This is a genomic window from Confluentibacter sediminis (genome assembly GCF_003258355.1).
GTDB lineage: Bacteria > Bacteroidota > Bacteroidia > Flavobacteriales > Flavobacteriaceae > Confluentibacter > Confluentibacter sediminis.
Window position 1 is genome coordinate 288223 of sequence record NZ_QKPO01000003.1, and the last position, 18862, is coordinate 307084.

Annotated in this window: 11 protein-coding genes; 4 read left to right on the plus strand and 7 right to left on the minus strand. The window is 32.5% G+C overall.

The window, feature by feature from the left end:
* Window positions 1-34 precede the first annotated feature (34 nt).
* The 7 genes from DKT72_RS03205 to DKT72_RS03235 all read right to left on the minus strand — a co-directional run bounded on the left by DKT72_RS03205 (window position 35) and on the right by DKT72_RS03235 (window position 13906).
* Entirely contained in the window at window positions 35-2329 is a 2295-nt protein-coding gene (locus DKT72_RS03205; protein ID WP_111307275.1) for a GH92 family glycosyl hydrolase, read from the minus strand.
* Between the two features lie 17 nt (window positions 2330-2346).
* A complete protein-coding gene (locus DKT72_RS03210) occupies window positions 2347-3327 on the minus strand; it encodes a glycoside hydrolase family 43 protein (RefSeq protein ID WP_111307276.1) in 981 nt (326 codons plus the stop codon).
* A 24-nt stretch (window positions 3328-3351) separates the two neighbouring features.
* Window positions 3352-5403, minus strand: a complete 2052-nt coding sequence (locus DKT72_RS03215; RefSeq protein WP_111307277.1) for a sialate O-acetylesterase — start codon at window positions 5401-5403, stop codon at window positions 3352-3354.
* 640 nt (window positions 5404-6043) lie between these two features.
* Window positions 6044-7390, minus strand: coding sequence for a DUF3863 domain-containing protein (locus DKT72_RS03220; RefSeq protein WP_111307278.1), 1347 nt, complete (start codon window positions 7388-7390; stop codon window positions 6044-6046).
* A 70-nt stretch (window positions 7391-7460) separates the two neighbouring features.
* Window positions 7461-9179: a RagB/SusD family nutrient uptake outer membrane protein gene (locus DKT72_RS03225; RefSeq protein WP_111307279.1), complete on the minus strand. Its 1719-nt coding sequence runs from the start codon at window positions 9177-9179 to the stop codon at window positions 7461-7463.
* Between the two features lie 12 nt (window positions 9180-9191).
* Complete coding sequence (locus tag DKT72_RS03230) at window positions 9192-12647, minus strand: TonB-dependent receptor (protein WP_111307280.1); 3456 nt, start codon at window positions 12645-12647, stop codon at window positions 9192-9194.
* A 170-nt stretch (window positions 12648-12817) separates the two neighbouring features.
* Window positions 12818-13906: a FecR family protein gene (locus DKT72_RS03235; RefSeq protein ID WP_162623227.1), complete on the minus strand. Its 1089-nt coding sequence runs from the start codon at window positions 13904-13906 to the stop codon at window positions 12818-12820.
* A gap of 187 nt (window positions 13907-14093) precedes the next feature.
* On the opposite strand from DKT72_RS03235, the gene DKT72_RS03240 reads away from it, so the two are divergent.
* From DKT72_RS03240 to DKT72_RS18600, 4 genes are all read left to right on the plus strand, one after another.
* Entirely contained in the window at window positions 14094-14666 is a 573-nt protein-coding gene (locus DKT72_RS03240) for an RNA polymerase sigma factor (RefSeq protein ID WP_111307282.1), read from the plus strand.
* Between the two features lie 326 nt (window positions 14667-14992).
* Window positions 14993-17377: a TonB-dependent receptor gene (locus DKT72_RS03245; RefSeq protein WP_111307283.1), complete on the plus strand. Its 2385-nt coding sequence runs from the start codon at window positions 14993-14995 to the stop codon at window positions 17375-17377.
* 112 nt (window positions 17378-17489) lie between these two features.
* Complete coding sequence (locus DKT72_RS18595) at window positions 17490-17933, plus strand: PepSY-associated TM helix domain-containing protein (RefSeq protein WP_262510064.1); 444 nt, start codon at window positions 17490-17492, stop codon at window positions 17931-17933.
* Window positions 17934-17956: 23 nt separating this feature from the next.
* Complete coding sequence (locus DKT72_RS18600; protein WP_262510065.1) at window positions 17957-18580, plus strand: PepSY-associated TM helix domain-containing protein; 624 nt, start codon at window positions 17957-17959, stop codon at window positions 18578-18580.
* Window positions 18581-18862 lie beyond the last annotated feature (282 nt).

Here is an 18862-nt window from a genome sequence, read left to right on the forward strand (position 1 = left end):
CCCAAGACAACTAAACTCAACTTAACTAATTTTTTTATTCGTTTGAAAGTGAATAAGGATAATCTTCCTTAGATACCCCTCTTTCTTTATTTGGTTTATCTGACATATCAAAATCTATAACGGCTCCTTTTACTAATTCTTTATGGCTTAACCAGTTTTTGGTGTAGGTTTTTCCATTGTAACGCATTTTATTGATATATCGATTTTCAGTACTATTCTTTTCAGCATTAATGACTACTTTTTTACCATTTTGTAAATGAATTGTCGTCTTTTTGAATAGAGGTGCTCCAATAACATATTGATCTGTAGCTGGTGCCACTGGATAAAATCCCATGGCAGAGAATACATACCAAGCAGAAGTTTGTCCGTTGTCTTCATCTCCACAATACCCATCTACATTTGGATTGTACATTCTATTCATGGTTTCTCTTACCCAATATTGTGTTTTCCATGGAGCTCCTGCGTAATCATATAAATAGGTCATATGCTGGATAGGCTGGTTGCCATGTGCATACTGTCCCATGTTGGCTATTTGCATTTCTCTAATTTCATGAATGACACCTCCATAATATTTATCACCAAACACGGGAGGTAATGAAAAAACAGTATCTAGCTGCTTTACAAATTCATCATTTCCACCCATAAGATTGATTAAACCTTGCATGTCATGAAAAACGGACCAAGAGTAGTGTAAACTATTTCCTTCTGTGAAATCACCACCCCAATCAAAAGGACTAAATGGAGTTCTCCACTCACCTTTACTATCTTTGCCTCTCATTAATTTATATTCTGGATCGAATAAATTTTTATAATTTAAGCTGCGTTTTTTATATAATTCTATTTCTTTTTTAGGTTTTTTTAATGCCTTTGCTAATTGATAGATGGCAAAATCATCATAGGCATACTCAAGGGTTCTTGCAGCTGTTTCATTCAAACCAATATCAAAAGGCACATAACCTAATTTTATATATGAAGGTGCTCCTGCTCGTCCAACTGCAGTCATGGGACCTTCGTTGTTGGCACCATGTATTAAGGCTTCATATAAGTTTTGAATATCGTAATCGTAAGCACCTTCACTTTTAAGATAGGCATCTGAAACAACAGAGGCAGAATTATTTCCTACCATGATATTACGTAATCCTGGGCTTGCCCATTCTGGCAACCATCCACTTTCATCATATGCGTTTGATAATCCTTCTTGCATTTGTGCACTTAATTCAGGATACATTAGGTTTAAGAAAGGAAAAAGCGATCTAAAAGTATCCCAGAACCCCGTATCGGTAAACATATAGCCTTTACGCAACTCTCCATTATATGGGCTGTAGTGCACAACATCTCCATTTTTGTCAAATTCGAAAAATTTTCTTGGAAAAAGCAAGGAACGATAAAGGCAAGAATAGAACGTACCAAGTTGATCTGGAGTAGCTCCTTCAACTTCAATTCTGCTCAATTCTCTATTCCAGATTTCTTTTCCTTTTTCTTTTAATTGATCAAAATTAGAGTTTCCAATCTCTTCTAAATTTCTCTCTGCTTGCTCATAACTGATAAATGAAGAAGCTACTTGAGCATTTACTATATGCCCTTTCTTTGTTTTAAAACCGATGGCAGCACCAGCATGCTTAGAGGTGATCTCTAATGAATTTGTTAATTCGGCTTCGCTAAATGTTTTTGACATCTCAAAATCAGTGTCAAACTTGATAACAAAATAGTTTTTGAAATTTTCAGGAACACCACCACTATTACGCGTTGTGTATCCAATTATTTTTCTCTCTTGAGGAATGATCTTTATATAAGACCCTCTATCAAAAGCATCAACTATGATATAAGATTCTTCATTTTCTGGAAATGTAAAACGGAATCTTGCCGCCCTTTCTGTCGGAGTTATTTCAGTAGTAATATCATGATCAGCCAAATAAACACTATAATAATATGGGGTTGCTATTTCTGCCTTATGTGAAAACCAACTTTCACGTTCCTCTTCCTTGAAACGTAATTTACCTGAAATAGGCATGATAGAAAACTGACCATAATCATTCATCCAAGGTGAAGGTTGGTGTGTTTGTTTAAAACCTTTTATTTTATGTGCATTATAGGTGTAGGCCCATCCGTCGCCCATTTTGCCCGTTTGAGGTGTCCAAAAATTCATTCCCCAAGGCATGGCTATTACAGGATAGGTATTTCCATTGGACAAACCAGGATCTGAATCGGTTCCTATTAATGGATTCACCCAATCTACAGGGTTATCAATTTTAGCTATTTGATTGTTTTGAGATTGAGCAAATACAATAAATGCAATAGCTGCAATAAGAGACAAAAGCGGTCTTTTCATAATTGTTTAATAATTTTTTACTTTAATTTATTTGCTTTAACACCTTCATTTGTAATAACTGCAGGAATGATAAATCCATTTTCATCAAAATGCATTTCATCAATACACGTCACTCTTGAATTCCCATCGGTTTCACCTAATGGCCTGCGGTGGTATACTATATAATATTTATCTTGTTTTGGAACTATGATTACAGAATGGTGTCCTGCACCAGTAGCTATTTCTTTGTTTTGTTCTAAAATTTTTCCAATTCGTTTAAATGGCCCCATTGGAGAATCGGCAATAGCGTAAGCCACACTATAATTTGGACCTGTCCAACCACCTTCTGACCACATGAAATAATATTTTCCATTGCGAATGAACATGAATGGTCCTTCTACATAGCTTTCAGGGGTTATCTCCTTAAATCTTTCACCAGTATCAAACGGAATAAACCCAGAGAAATCATCATTCAATTTAGCTATATTACAATGACCCCAACCCCCATAAATGAGATAATATTGACCATCGACATCTTTAAAAACAAACTGGTCTATGGGTTGTGCTCCATTGTAAAATTTATCAATAAGGGGCTTTCCTAGATAATCTTTATAAGGGCCTTCGGGTTTAGAAGCAACAGCTAAACCAATTCCACCTTCTTCATTATCTTTTTGAATATCATTAGCTCCAAAAAACAGAAAATAGTTTTTATCTTTTTTGATGATAGAAGGTGCCCACATAGCTTTATGTGCCCATCTTATTGCTGTAGTATCCAAAATTTTCTCATGCTTCTTCCATTTTGTAAGATCTTTAGAAGAAAAAGCATCTAAAAAAACTTGCTTTTCATAAGGAGCAGAAAAAGTAGGATATACCCAATATTCATCATCAAATATAATACCTTCAGGATCTGCATACCATCCCGGAAAAATAGGATTACCTGCTAAGGAAGTCTTATTTTTAGATACGACACATGAACTTAACATGGTGATAATTAATAAAAAAAGAAATTTATTTTTCATTATATAAATTAAATAGACTACGCTTTACTCTTTTTCAGAAGTAAACGTAGAAGCAGGTAAACCTTCCTTATTAAAAAGTGTTGCTGTAGCAGTATCACTCCAGCCATATCTTACATATACAGGGTTAGAAATATTTGAATTACTAACTACAACAGTTTCATTTACAATTTTTGCATGGGCTGGCATATACTTCTTATCAACACCTGCTATTTCAAAGTTTGATAAACCGTTTTTATCAGTCATTAATCCTTTACCAACACTTTCAAACGACACAATTAACTTATTTCCATCAGTTTTTACATTTTTAAATAAGGGTCCAGAAGCTACCAAATCTTTGCCATAATCATTGGCAAGCGCTAAACCAGCCAATCGATTTCCAATTTCTTGTTTTTCTGAAGGATGGATGTTGAACTCGCTTCCGATATCTAAAGTGACCACCATTCCAGTTTTTTTCGTTTTTAAAGCCATTCGTTGTGCATCACGCAATTTTTGAGACTTATTTTGCTCATCACCATTATAGGTGTATGGTGCTATTTGCACAAAATAGAAAGGAAAGTCATATTTCCATTGTGTGCGCCAATCGTTTATCATTGCAGGAAACAATTTTTTGTATTGCTCAGGTCTACTTACGTTAGATTCTCCTTGATACCAAATAGCTCCCTTAATAGTATAAGACATCAAAGGATTAATCATTGCATTATAAAGAACGGTAGGGCTACCGGAATTAAGATTTCCTGTATCTGGATGCTTAGACATATCTGTATTTAAATCATAAGAAACAAATTGCCCATTATAAATATCAGCAATCAACTTTGATTTCCATTTTCCTTCTAATGAAATAGGTGATGCCATAGTTTTTGTTTCTAAAGTTATTGGTCCAGAAATAACACCTGGTCCTCCTGTATCTATTCCTCTAATGGCAATCGTATTTTCACCTACTTTTAATATTGATTTTGGAATAGTATATACTCTTAATATGTTGTGATTTCCAGTACCAACTAACCCCCCAACATATTCACCATTGATATAAGTAGCATCCATATCATCAACGGCTCCTATTTTTAGTATATAATCTTCTGAAATATCTTCAATTGTAAATTTTTTCCGAAACCACATGGCTCCATCAAACTGGTTATCATTAATAATATCAAAACGACCGGGTAAAGAAATAATTTCCCAATTTACATCATTAAAGTCTGCTTTAGATACAGACACATCATTAAAACTAATATCTTTCCACGATTCCGTAGTTTGTGGTATAGGCTGTGTTTTTCGGTTCTTAAACCAAGTTTTGGTTTTTGATTCCATGCCAGATATTTCATCAATAGTTTTATTAAAATCACTGAATTCTTTTAAAGTATTTTTACTTGTCCAAGCCTCAGCAGGAGTACCACCAACAGCGGATTGAATAATTCCTATGGGGACATTTAATTCTTGCTGCAATTTTTTTGCGAAAAAATAGGCAGTAGCACTAAAATCTTTTGCTGTTTCAGGAGATGAAGTAACCCATTCACCTGCAATGGAATCTTGAGGCTTTGTAGAAAGTCCGAATGGCACTTTAAAAAATCGAATACTGGGGTTTTTAGCATTAGCAATGGTATTAGCTGAATCATTGATACTATCATTAGGCATCCAACCTTTTAGTGGCATATCCATATTGGATTGACCTGAAGCTAACCAAACTTCTCCTATCATAACATCATTAATTTTAATACTTTCTTCAGTAGTTGAAATTTTTATAGAGTAGGGTCCTCCTGCTTTTGGGGTAGGTATTTTTATGCGCCATTTGCCATCTGATTGAGCTTTGCCAGAAAAAACATCCGTAGATTTGACATCAACGTCGACCTCATCTACACTATTAACTTTTAAGTCTGTGTCATTCTGCCAACTTGGTGTTATGGTTATAACTTGATAGGGATCACTCTCCCCCCAAATGGTAATATTATCTAGTTGTTGTAAGACCATATGGTCTTTGAACAATGAAGATACTGTCAGCTCTTTATTTAGATTTTTTTTAGTTTTATTACTGCAAAAACTAAGAATAAACACAAAAAATAAAATTGGTACTTTTTTCATTTGAAATTAAGTTTTAGTGCTTTTTAGATTTTACTTTTGTTTTAAAAATAAAAAAAAGCAGTTCTTTCATACATAATTCATTTTTATAATTAAAAATTAATATGGATTTTATCCATTCTATCGCTTGTATGCTTATCTTTTTAATTTTATTTATATTACAGGGTGTGTCCCAAGTATCAAATATAAAATATGAAGTTATGAAAGGTATCCTGCACTATCTTGTAAAAGATATTTTGTTTACTAATAAATTGTTCAAGTGAGTCTGATTTTATGAGACTCACAAAATTTGCAGAATCCTATTTTATAAATCAATATCAAATCACTTAGCTTTGGCTAATGTCCCGATGTGTAGTTTCATCTATTTTCCATTAATTGTTATATTTAAATTACCTCCGAAAGAATTAAGAAGCAATTAATTTGTAAAACACCTTCTATTTACTTGTAATTTTTGATATTCAGCCTTTTTATAATGTTTTTATATAAAATATCACATTAATTTGTATAATCATTACACAAGGTCTTTTTGTTATCTATGAACTATTGAAATTCTTTCTCAAAGATAAATCATGTTCATAAATATTGTTTTTATGAACGATCTTCAAATCATAAATTGTCATTTAAAGATAATACGAAATGATTTTTATTGACGTAATAATAAAGGATAGTGTTTTCTGATCATAGCTTTATCTTCTAATGAAAGACTGTCAATAAGAATCGGCTCATCTTGACCTCGTAGCCTCTTTTGATTAACTCCTCCCAAAAGACTCCAATTTCTAGTACTTCCTGATTCAGGCTCTTTAGTAAGCAAATCATAACGAGTAAAATCAATTACTTTTTCACCATTATTTCTGGTATTACTAAGAAGTGCTAGTCTGAAATCCTTATTCATAAACCATCGGATTTTTTTATTCTCATCTGAACCCCCAATACCAGAACCTTCCTCTTCAAATTGGTAATTGAAACTATTTTCTTTAAAACATTTTCGCCAAATCATACCAAATTCTCCCTGGGTAATGAACTTGACATTGGGCCAACGCTCTTTAATTTCACTTAACCATTGTGTCAAATACTTTGCATCATAAGGAAGGGATAATTCCCAACAATTAGTGACCCAAGCAAATCCATTCATTTTAAAGCCTTTGTCAAAATGAATAGCTGTAGTGTGCATCATTTCTTCTATCCCAATTTTTGCTCCATATTTCCCAATTGTTTCAATAGGACCCACTCCCATTCTGCTATTAAAACCTTCCGAAAAACCAGCTCTTCTCGCTGCTAAAAAATCCATCGTCCACCCATCTAAATTTACGCAGTCAATGAAATCATTTTTATCTTGTGCAGGTTTACAGAAATGTTCTTTAGACGGATAATAGGGATACGAAATAGAGCCTTCTCCATCTTGATTGTCTATTGCATATTGGCTCCAGATATTTCCTTGACAAACATGAATATCTTCCTCATTTGCAAGATATTCTTGGTTTTTAGAAGATAAAAATCCAGCAAGTATGCTAAGCGGCCGATAATAATTGCCCACCATTTCAGAAACTTTAACCAAGCCTTCATGTAAATCTTTATTTACTTGTTCAGTCGAGTTGTAGGCATTTGGAAAATAAGCCCCTGGAATGAACGTAATCTCATCACCATATTGATAATGATAATCTACAACTATTCTTCTTATTTGCTGATAATTATCCGATGTATCGTTCAAAGCCAACCAACTGAACGCCCAAGTAATCTTTGCGTCAGGAAATGCTTTAGTAATTGCATTTCTAAATTTTATTACCTTATCGGGAGTGTGTAGATTTCTTTCATCCTCTCCTTCATTTTTATTTCTCGATACTTCAATCTGGTTTACACGAATAACGGTATTAAACGTTAAAAAACAATTACCCTTTAAAGGTATATTCTCTACAACAGATGATTGCCCAACAATATTATTAATTGGTGATAGAAAAAACACTAAATTGGATAGCAAAATAAAAAACTTCATAAATTATCGTTTTTAAACGTTTAATACCATATTCGGTAAATAAAATTTACCTCAGGGTAAGTTTCCAGTTTTACCATCCTGGATTTTGTTCCAATGTAGCCCCATTTTCTGCATAAAGAGCTATTTCTTTTGTTGGCAATGGCTGTAAATAATGTTTGTTAGGATCAAAAATCCTATTAGTTTCTGAAATTAGGAAACCATCAACATCCGCTCTACTTTGAAAGGATGGCAAACTATAAGGCTCTCTATTTTCCCATTCAGTCCCTTTTATTTTAATACCTTTAATATCTTGAGGAAGTATATTCTCAGCTGTTTTCCAACGTCTAAGATCGTCATACCTAAAACCTTCTAAGGCAAGTTCGACTGTTCTTTCCCTTCTTATTTCTGTTCTCATATCCAGTCCGTTTGAAGTAACAAAGCTATTTGTAAGATGTGGCATATTTACACGATCTCTAATTACATTAATGGATTTATCCAAATCATTATCAGAAATAACATCGTTTTTTTCAAATGTTGCTTCAGCATAAATCAATAATACCTCGGCATATCTTATTAAATGTCTATCATAATCAAACAAACTTGCATCTCCCTCCTGACCTGAATTATTTAGTTCAGGATCCTCAGACATGTATTTATATAAAATGTATCCCGTATTTGGGTTTCTTTGAGGGAAATCAGGCCAATTGACTACTGGTGTCTCTGGAAAAAACACGCGTACAGTTTCCTTTCCAGGAACAATCATAGTCATTGTCATACGTGGATCACGATCAATATATTCAGAATCAAAAGTATCATAGCCTTGAAAAACAGACATATTATTTGTAATAGGAACCCCATTTTTATCAAGGTATAAATCTGCTAAGGTTCTTGTTGGATTATATCCATTACCATCATAATCATACGGAGTTGAATGTCCAATAACATTACGTTGATAACGTCTATCTAAAATAGTTTCATTAGAATCGTCTCCATTTTGAAGAAATAAGTATCTATAGCTATTGGATCCTTTATCAATATATAACCCATACTCTCCACTATTAATTACAGTACTAGACGTTTGAATTGCTTTATCCAAATATTTAACAGCATCTGCCATATTTCTAAACTTTTCCCAAGTACCCTCAAATAATGAAACTCTTGCTTCAAATGAAAGTACCGTTCCTTTGGTGATTCTACCAACATCACTGGCATTTAATTCACTTTTAAAGGGTAAATCCACTACTGCCTCATCTAAATCTTTGAGTATAAAATCTACAGTTTCTTGACGAGTTGCTCTTGGAGCATATAAATCTGGGTCAGTAGCATCTAATGCTTTAGTTATGAGTGGTACACCACCAAAAATCCTGAAAAGTTTCCAATAATACCAAGCTCTAAAAAACTTAGCTTCAGCAACAAATCTTTTAACATCTGAATCAGTAGAACCTTCTCCTTTAGCTAATATTATATTAATATCTCTTATATAATTATAACTCGTTGTCCATTGTGAGTTTGTTTCAGAAAGCTGATAACTTCCATTACTTACAGAATTGGGAAAATTAAAAGCAATATCGGATTCAGTATCTTCAAAACCAAAGCGGTCTAAACCGTTATAAAGATTATTGGCAGCCAATTTAAAGTCTTTCCCAGTTTTCCAAAATGTAGCATCCGTTATATTATCTTCTGAAACTAAATCCAATTCTTTAGTACAACTGCTGAATAGCAAAAAAAGAAGAAAAGAACAAATAAATATACTTTTAGAAGTAAGAACTTTATCACTTCTGAATTTATTGATATAATTTATATTTTTCATAATAATTTTAATTTAGAAATTTACGTTTAAACCTAAAGAATAAACTTTGCTAAAAGGATAGGTGCCCTCTCTTCTATAACCATCTTCAGGATCAAAATTACCTCCCAAAGTTCCTTTGGATATAGTTATTAAATCTTGACCACTAAAATAGACCCTAAGATTATCTACCATTAAATTTTTGCAAAGAGATTTTGGAAACGTATAACCCAAAGTGATAACTTTAAATCTTAAATAAGATACATTATGAACGGTTAAAGTAGATGTGTGGTAATTATAATTTCTAATATCACTTAGTCCAACACCGCCGGGAATATATCTTGCGTATCTTGCGTTTGGTCTTTCCGGACTCCAAGTTTTATTATAATAATATTCAAGAGATGGCCACCAGAATTCATTTGGTGTGCTAATTCTTTCTTCATATTGGACTTTTCTATTGCCAACACCTTGTAAGAAAAATTTTAGATCAAAATTCTTATAATCAAAATTCATTGTTGAAGAAAAAGTATATCTAGGTAGTAGGCTTCCTAAATCCACCATATCACCAGCAAACCCTTGAGATTTATTACCAAACGCAGTTAATTTTCCATCACCATCTAAATCTTTATACATGACATCTCCAATGCCAAGATTGGATGGTATATTTTCTAATTGTTTATATTGGTCTAACTGTTCTTGTGTTTTTATAATTCCATCGTACACATATCCAAAATATGAATATATAGAATAACCTTGTCTCGCAAAGTTCAATCCCTCTCCAAAATTATCACTGTTTTTAAGTTCCTCTAGTTTGTTCTTACTATCACTCAATTGAAGTGAAATACTATATTTAAAATCATTAATATTATCTTTCCAATTAACAATTGCGTCAAAACCTTTGGTGACTAGCTTTCCTTGATTTGAAGATGGAGGATCTCCTCCATAAGTAGCCGGCACAGTAATATTCACCAGCATATTATCATTGGTTTTGATAAAATAATCAAATGATAGAGATAGCTTGGAATTTGCCATAGTTACATCAATTCCAATATTTTTATTAATTATGGTTTCCCATGTTCTATCGGCTGACGTTGTACTTGAACTAGCACCAGGAAGGCCCGAATTTGGAGAGCCTATAGGGTAGTTTCCTTTAATTGAAATCAGCGGAATATAGTCATACAAGCCCAAAGATCCGATATCTTGATTCCCTGTTTTTCCCCATGTACCCCGTAACTTAAGTTGATCAAAGATATTGAGATCATTAATAATTTTTTCCTCTGAAAGATTATATGCTAAACCTATAGATGGGAATAATTCGCTATAACGCTTACTAGGTGCAAATTTTGAACTTCCATCTGCACGAGCTGTAACGTCTAAAAATAATCTATTCTTAAATGTATAACTTAATCTTCCAAAATATGAGCTTAAAGCGGATTGATCAACATAACCAGTAAAATCTGCAAAAGCCGCATTAGTTTTGTCAGCTAGATTAAGTGTAAAAATGTCATTGCTTGGAAAATTATATCCAGTAATAGATTCTCCTTCATTTTTTTGTTGTTCCAAAGAAGTTCCTAAGGTTAAAGATATTTTGTTGTTTTCATCTATATCTTTATCATAGTTAAGATATCCTTGATATATCTTTTTTAAGGTTTTTTGACTGGTATAATAAGCAGAATTTGTTGAATTCAAAATATTCTGAACTTCTCCAACATAATTATGTCTAACTATTGTTCTGGTGGCAGCATTTTCATTATAAAACCCAAACTCAAAAGCAGCTTGTCCTGTAAGTTTTAAACCTTTTAGAATTTCATAATTTAGTTCAAAATTAGTTGTAAATCTTGAGTAGTTTTTGGTTCTCTGTCCCCCCTCTGCTAACCATTGTGCAGGATTTCCATATCCTTGGTATCCATAAAACTCTCCTTTTAAGTTATAAACTGGTGCGTACGGAAATTGACGAGGCACATCTGTTAATGCAGTTCCTAATTGTGTAGGTTCTTTTGTTATATTATTTTCAAAATTAGTTCTAGTTTGAATATTTAATTTATCCAGTAATTTAAAATCGTAATTAAGCCTTAAATAATATTTATCTGAATGATTATCACCGAACTTCACGACACCATCATCTTTTATGTATCCCAATGACAATAGGTAATTGTTAGATTCTCCTCCTCCCATTATTGACAAATTGTGAGTTTGTTGAATTGAATTTTTGTATATGACATCATTCCAATTAGTATCACCATAAAAACCTGGATAATTAGTAACTCCATAATTCCATCCTTGTTCCAAATCTGGTGGGGAATTTTGTCTAATTTTTTCAAAAACAGAATCAGGAAATCCCTCTACTCCAGCATTTCTAAGTCCTTCATCTAAAAATTCAGCAAAGTGAAGAGTACCCATAACTTTTCTCAAATAGGTCGGTGTTTTATATCCAAAATTAGCTGAGTATGTTATTTGAGGCTTTCCTATTTTACCTTTTTTGGTTGTGACCAATATAGCGCCGTCAGCCGCTCGTGCACCATATATTGCTGCCGAAGCATCTTTTAAAACAGTTACTTTATCAATATCATTAGGGTTAATAGAATTTAAATCTCCTGGGACACCATCTATTAAGACTAAGGGTACATTACCATTTATAGAAGAATACCCTCTAATTTGTAAAGAATACCCTTGGTTACCAGGTTGGCCACTAGCCCTGGTAATTGTAACCCCTGGTAATTGTCCTTGCAACGCTTCAAAAGAATTATTAACAGGTCTGTTTTCAAAAACTTCGCTACCTGCTGAAGATATAGCTCCAGTAATTGCCCCTTTGGCTTTTTGACCATATCCTACAACAACGACTTCATCAAGTTTTGCATTATCTTCCTGTAAAACCAAATTTATATCCGTTTTACCATTAACCGCAATTTCCTGAGTAACAAAACCTAAAAAAGAAACAACAATTATCTTATTTGGATTTGAAATCGTTAAAGAGAAATTACCATCAAAATCCGTATTGGTTCCATTTGTTGTTCCTTTTTCTATAATATTTGCTCCAGGTAAAGCTTGACCATTAGCATCTTTTACTGTACCTCTTATTTGATGTCCCTGATTTATTTCGATGGATAATTGCTTATTTAAATCGTTTTCAACAAGTTTTCTCCCATTTAAAAAGATTTCAGTATCCATAATTTGGTAGGAAGTGTTAGTTCCTTCAAATAATTGGTCTAATACTTCCGAAATTGGGGCATTTTTCACTTTTATTGATACTTTATGTTTTAAATCAACAAATTTTGTGTTATACACAAATGTGTATTTTGAGGTTACCTCAATTTTATCAATTACCTTCTGTACGGACATATTCTTAACATCTAAAGTAATAGATTGCGAATATCCGGCATTTGCAAACATGCTTAAAAAAGACGCAAATGTTAAAAGAACAGTTAGTTTCATTTTTAAATCAAATTTGATAAAAGATAGGTAACTACCTTTACTATCATGAAGTTTTTTCATATTTTTGAAATGTTAAAATAGTGAATGACTGATTTTTTGGTTAATCACGTATAACCCTACCGGGACATGTGACAGCATCTTCCGGTTTTTATTTATTATAACGTTTTAAGTAATTCTTTGTTAGTGGATTTTAATAGTTTTTTTCTTTCATATAGTTTAGTTTTATTGGTTTAATTAATAAATATCGCATTGTCTTTTATAGTATGACTTATACCATAGCTTTTACCAAAAGAGTTTAGAACATCCTGAATAGGAGGTTCATCTTTAAAAGTGGCATTAAAAATCTCATTATTTAGTTGCTTGTTAACAATTATTATTTTCATATTATAATACCGTTCCAGTTTTTTAACAATATTTTCAAATGACATATTTCTAAACACCAAATCACCTTCCATCCATGAGGTGTAAATTGAAGTATCTACCGCTTCGGAAGTAATACTTCCTAATTTCCTATTAAGAGCACCCTTTATTCCTGGTTCTATTCTTAAACCTTCATTTAACGTTTTGCCATTAGTATATAAATTAACCGATCCTTTAATTAAAACAACATCTGTTGTTAAATCTTCAGAATAAGCAGAGACATTAAATTCAGTACCTAACACTTCAACATTTAGGTTTTCCATATTAACAATAAATGGATGAGTTACATCATGAGCGACATCAAAAAAGGCCTCTCCCGTTAGAAATACCTGCCTCTTGTTACCACCAATAAATTTAACAGGATATTTTAAGGAGGTTCCTGCATTTAAATATACTTTAGTTCCATCAGATAGTTTCACTTCAAAACGTTTTCCATAAGGTACGGTTAATGTATTGTAGACTAATTTTTCCATAACATTATCGTTATCATAGACTAGTTGTTTCCCTTTTTGGCTTCCAACCACACTACCATTGGCATCTAATATCTGTGATGTTCCATCTTCACTAAGAACCTCTACATTTCCATTTTCCAACTTAAGTGTGATGCTATCCGAAGGAATAATAACTTCAGGGGTTTTAGTAAAACATCCTAATTGATATAAATATCCTATTCCTAAAAAAATAATTACTACCGCTGCATACTTAAATACATTAACATACTTACGCAGTCTATATTCTTTCTTTTCTTTATCAATCAACTCAAGCAACTGTTTTTTTGAATCATCAACATCAAACATATCCATATCTAAATCAATTAGGAAGTTAATTTTAACGTAACCTTTGAATAACTCATAATTATTATGATTTTTAAGCCATAATTCTAGTTCTTCTCTTTCCAAAAGAGTAGCTTGTTTATTAAGGTATTGAATTATTATTCTTTGTATCTTTTGAGAAATCATTTTTGGTCTGATATATTACTAAAACACAATAATTTCACAGAACCCTAACTTTTTTATAACTTTTTTATATTTTCGTAACTATTATTAATAATTATTGACAATATCACAATGCTGTTTTTATTGTTGTATGAATAATATTGAACTAATACATAATCTTAAAAAAGGAGATTCTAATGCATATTCTTTTTTAGTAGACACTTATCATAACATGTTATGTAACTATGCTTATGGGCTGACAAATGATCGTGATTTAGCTAAAGATGTTGTTCAAAACGTATTTATTAATATTTGGAGAATACACTTAAAACTTAAAGACGACTTTGATGTTAAAAGTTATTTATACAAATCTGTTTACAACGAATTTCTCAACCAAAATAGAAATTTAAAATCTGTTGTTCCTTTAGACAAAAAATATATTGAAGCTTTAAGTCAGGTTGTTGAAGAGGAAGACTTAGAGTCAATAGAAAAACTATTGACTCTAATAAGACGGGAGATTGAAAATCTACCCCCTAAATGTAAGAGAACATTTTTATTAAGTAAACAAGAAGGCCTTAGTAATATAGAAATTGCTGAGTATTTAAATGTTTCTGTTAAATGTGTTGAAGCTCACATTTCTAAAGCTTTTTCTATATTACGTAGAAATGTTGACAGTAAAATAGAAAGGTTTTTGTTTTTACTATTGGGAGTTAATAAATATTGAAGCCTATCAAAAACAAATGGATATCCATAAAAACAGGATTAAAGGTTTTGAAAATCGCTTTAATTATAAAATTAATCAAGCTAAAGTTTATCTCACATCAGATGTTGGTAGTATTTAACATGGCTACATTATCTGTTGTTTGAGCTATAATATTTATCATAACTTATTAACCATTAATTCTCTATAAACTTGAGCTATGGTAAAACTATCTAATAATAGAAATCCAGCTAATTAATACCCAATATTTTTTCTACAATAATCTTTGTTTTTCTTAAAATAGAAAATATATTTGCATCGTTATTTAAAATAAGTCTAAATAAATATAAATGAAAATTATTACACTAACGACAGCTTTTCTATTAACATTTTGTGCTTTTTCACAATCCATGTTAAAGGGGAAAATAACTGATGAAAAAAATCAACCCCTATTTGGAGTTACTGTTTACATTGAGGAACTAAAGCAAGGCACAACAACCGACATTGAAGGGACTTATGAATTGCCCAATATTGAAGAAGGCACTTGGAAAGTAACCTTTAGAATGTTGGGATACCAAACCCAAAGTGAAAATTTATCATTCACACAAGATGGTACAATTTCATCTTCAACGATACTAAAAGAAGATTTAAACAGTCTGAATGAAGTTGTAGTTTCGGCAAGTAGACGTTCGGAATTCCTTTCTGAAATTCCTGCTTCTGTAACTGTTGTTAATGAAGCTAAGCTAAAAGAGTTATCAAATTCTACAACAAACATTAGCGAGATATTAGAATTTACTGTTCCTGGATTGGCGGTATCAACAGGCACATTTTCCAACTGGGGACAAACATTACGTGGACGTTCTCTTTTGGTAATGGTCGATGGAATTCCACAATCTACACCATTAAGAAATGGGCAATTGGGAATAAAATCCATAAGTCCAAATGATATCAGTAGGGTCGAGGTCATTAAAGGCGCAACATCCATTTTTGGTAATGGAGGAAATGGGGGCTTTATAAACTACATTACCAAAAAACCAAATGCCACTAAAAACATCGAAGGATCCACGAATGTTTGGGGAACTGCTAACTTGGCAAAAACAAAAGATGCCATGGGTTTTGGAGTGTATCAATCCTTAAATGGTAATTTGGATAAATTTAATTACTATATAAGTGGAAGTTATGAGGAAACTGGCACTAAATATGATGCCGACGGAGTTGTCATTCTTCCAACTTACGGACTGGACAACACAAACATCTACAGTTCATTAGCGAAAATAGAATATCAAATATCTGATAATCAAAAAATTATCTTATCTGGGGATTTATACAAATCTGCCCAAGACACACCTTATGTTCCTGTTCCAGCAGAATTTGAGGTGTTTAACGAGCAAGGGGATTATTCGCTAACTGCAGGCTATGGTGTTAAAGGGTCTGTTGATGGGCAAGAACCAACAGGAACAACACTTATAAATGGCCAACTGAAATATAACCTAAACCATATTTTTTCTGGCACTACAGATTTTACGACGGATCTTTATTATCAAAATACAGAAAACATTTTCTTTTATTCCGATAAATTTGAAAATGGCGGACAATCTGTTATCAATGCTGAAAAGTATGGTGTTAGACCTAATTTCAACACAAGCTTTAATATCAATACGTCTATTGATGTTTCTTTAACGTACGGGATTGATTTACTTAAGGACAAAACAAACCAAGGTCTTTTGGATGGTAGATTATGGGTACCGAATACTGAAATGTTGAGTTGGGCACCTTATTTACAATCCACTTTAAAGTTTGACGACATATGGGTTGTTAAAGCAGGATTACGGTACGATGATATGAATATCGATATTGCAGATTACAACACATTGCCTTATTCTCCTTTAGGGGACGGAAATTATAATCCTTCGGTTGCCGTTCAAGGTGGTAAAATTGGATTTGACAATTTAGCTTTCAATATTGGACTACGTTATATAGAACATCAAGAATTTATTCCTTTTATAAGCTATTCACAAGGATTTTCTATCGCCGATTTAGGTTCTGTTTTACGTTCTGCCACTGCCGATAACATAAATGACATTCAATTGGAACCTGCTGTGACTAAAAATTATGAGTTCGGGTTTTTGTCGAAGTTCCATAATTTTAAATTAGAGGCAGTAGGTTATTACAGTACCTCCAACCTGGGAACAGGTGTTGTTTTTGATGAAAACATCAATTCTTTTGTACCGTCCAAACAACCACAGGACATTTATGGAGGTGAAGTTGCTATTGATTATGTTACCTATAACAATAAATTACAAGTAGGAACTTCGTATTCTTATGTGGAAGGTGTTACCCATAGTGCTACAAATGAAAATACCTTAACCTATTTAGGGGGTGACGTTATTGCTGCTCCTAAATGGACTGCCTATATTACTTGGAATCCTACAAAAAAAATCAATACTTCTTTACGAATGACTAACTTAGGGAACAGAAAACGATTTGATCCGTATTTGGATGCAAACAATACTTACACCTATAGGCATACACAATTTCCTGTTACGGGATACACCTTGCTTAATTTTTCCATAGCTTACAAATTACAATCCAATATGTCCGTTTCCTTGGCCGTTAATAACCTATTGAATGAATATTACCTTCCAGCTAGATCACAATGGGCCGCACCTTTAAGAGATTTTACGGGTGCTGGTGAAGGCACCAATGCCCAATTAAGTATTCATTATAATTTTTAATATTGAACTATTTTAACCATTTTTTAGAAAAAGAAAAAGTCAAGATGATCATTAATAGAATCAATGCCGGTATATTTGCCAGCATTGGTTTTTAGTTTTCACACTATAACAAATGCTATCTTTTAATAAAATAATACGGAAAATCCATCTTTGGATTGGGCTTACTTGTGGCCTTATTGTCTCTTTTTCAGGGATTACAGGCTCACTATATGTTTGGCAACCAGAAATAACAGCAGTCCTTAATCCTAGATTATTAAAAATTGAAAATGTAGAAAATAATAAAGACGCAACTATTTTAAAATCTGCCGTATCTTTAATGGAAGCCCACAAGGATAGTATAAATAAAATTTTTCTCCCCTATCGTGAGCAACAGACCATAGCGATTCAATTTAAAAATGGAAAAACAAATTACTATCATCCTATAACTCATGAGTCTTTGGGTGAAAAATCGGTATCTATTTTATTTTTTGATAGCCTACTAAATCTACATCGTACTTTGGGAATTCCCAAAATAGGTAAGTACATTTTAGGAACCAGTGCATCCTATTATTTCTAATCCTAATAACTTCTGGCGTTTATATTTGGTGGAAAGCTTATGCCCTTAGCTTGAAAAAAGGATTTAAAGTAAAATGGAAGGCAAAAAAAAGAAAGTTCAACTTCGATTTACACAAAGCATTCGGAATCTATTTTTTTATTCCGCTAATCATCTTGGCTTTTACGGGTTCCTATTTTACTTATAATACATACTATAAAAAGGGTTTGGGAATTTTTGATGGCCCAAATAGGAATTCAAACATTCTGAACAGAACCCATATTAAAGGATCGTCAGCCTTATATGAAACCTTATTGGACTCCAATGAAGATTATGTTTTACGTGCTATTTATTTCCCAAAAGACAAAACGGATAATTATCGATTAAGATACATAAAGAACCGTTGGATACAAGCGGGTTATCGAAAAACAAAAGAAGTGGAGATCAATAAAAAAGGAGAAATAAGAACCTTATCCGATTTTAAATTTGATTCTAATAGTAATCGTATAGCAGCACAGTTCTACCCTATTCACATCGGGGAAATTGCTGGTGTTTATGGGAGGATCATGGTTTTTATTTCTGGCATGGTGCCATTGGTATTGTTTATCACAGGCTTCAGAATATATCTATTAAAAAAGAATAAAGTTTTTAAAAGAAAAGTACTTGGCTAGTGATTCAGAAAAGTCTTTAATAATCAATTAAGAATCATCATTTTACATTGATTAATGAATTTATAGTTGAAGCAAATACAGACAAACTTAACATGAATAGGGGTTGTTCTTTATAATAAACCTATTTTTTACGCTATAAGTTTTAGCAAATGGGCGCAGCTTAGATACATAAATAATAAGAGATGTGTAATTCAGTGCCTAGACAATTATTATTCTTAGTAAATACCCTTAAAATATATAGAAATATGATCATGGATAGTTCCTCTTTTACCTCCGTTAAAA

Bases quoted from the DNA above. Each gene is read 5' to 3' on its own strand.
- DKT72_RS03205 (WP_111307275.1), bottom strand. From the start codon at position 2,329: ATGAAAAGACCGCTTTTGTCTCTTATTGCAGCTATTGCATTTATTGTA.
- DKT72_RS03210 (WP_111307276.1), bottom strand. From the start codon at position 3,327: ATGAAAAATAAATTTCTTTTTTTATTAATTATCACCATGTTAAGTTCA.
- DKT72_RS03215 (WP_111307277.1), bottom strand. From the start codon at position 5,403: ATGAAAAAAGTACCAATTTTATTTTTTGTGTTTATTCTTAGTTTTTGC.
- DKT72_RS03220 (WP_111307278.1), bottom strand. From the start codon at position 7,390: ATGAAGTTTTTTATTTTGCTATCCAATTTAGTGTTTTTTCTATCACCA.
- DKT72_RS03225 (WP_111307279.1), bottom strand. From the start codon at position 9,179: ATGAAAAATATAAATTATATCAATAAATTCAGAAGTGATAAAGTTCTT.
- DKT72_RS03230 (WP_111307280.1), bottom strand. From the start codon at position 12,647: ATGAAAAAACTTCATGATAGTAAAGGTAGTTACCTATCTTTTATCAAA.
- DKT72_RS03240 (WP_111307282.1), top strand. From the start codon at position 14,094: ATGAATAATATTGAACTAATACATAATCTTAAAAAAGGAGATTCTAAT.
- DKT72_RS03245 (WP_111307283.1), top strand. From the start codon at position 14,993: ATGAAAATTATTACACTAACGACAGCTTTTCTATTAACATTTTGTGCT.
- DKT72_RS18595 (WP_262510064.1), top strand. From the start codon at position 17,490: ATGCTATCTTTTAATAAAATAATACGGAAAATCCATCTTTGGATTGGG.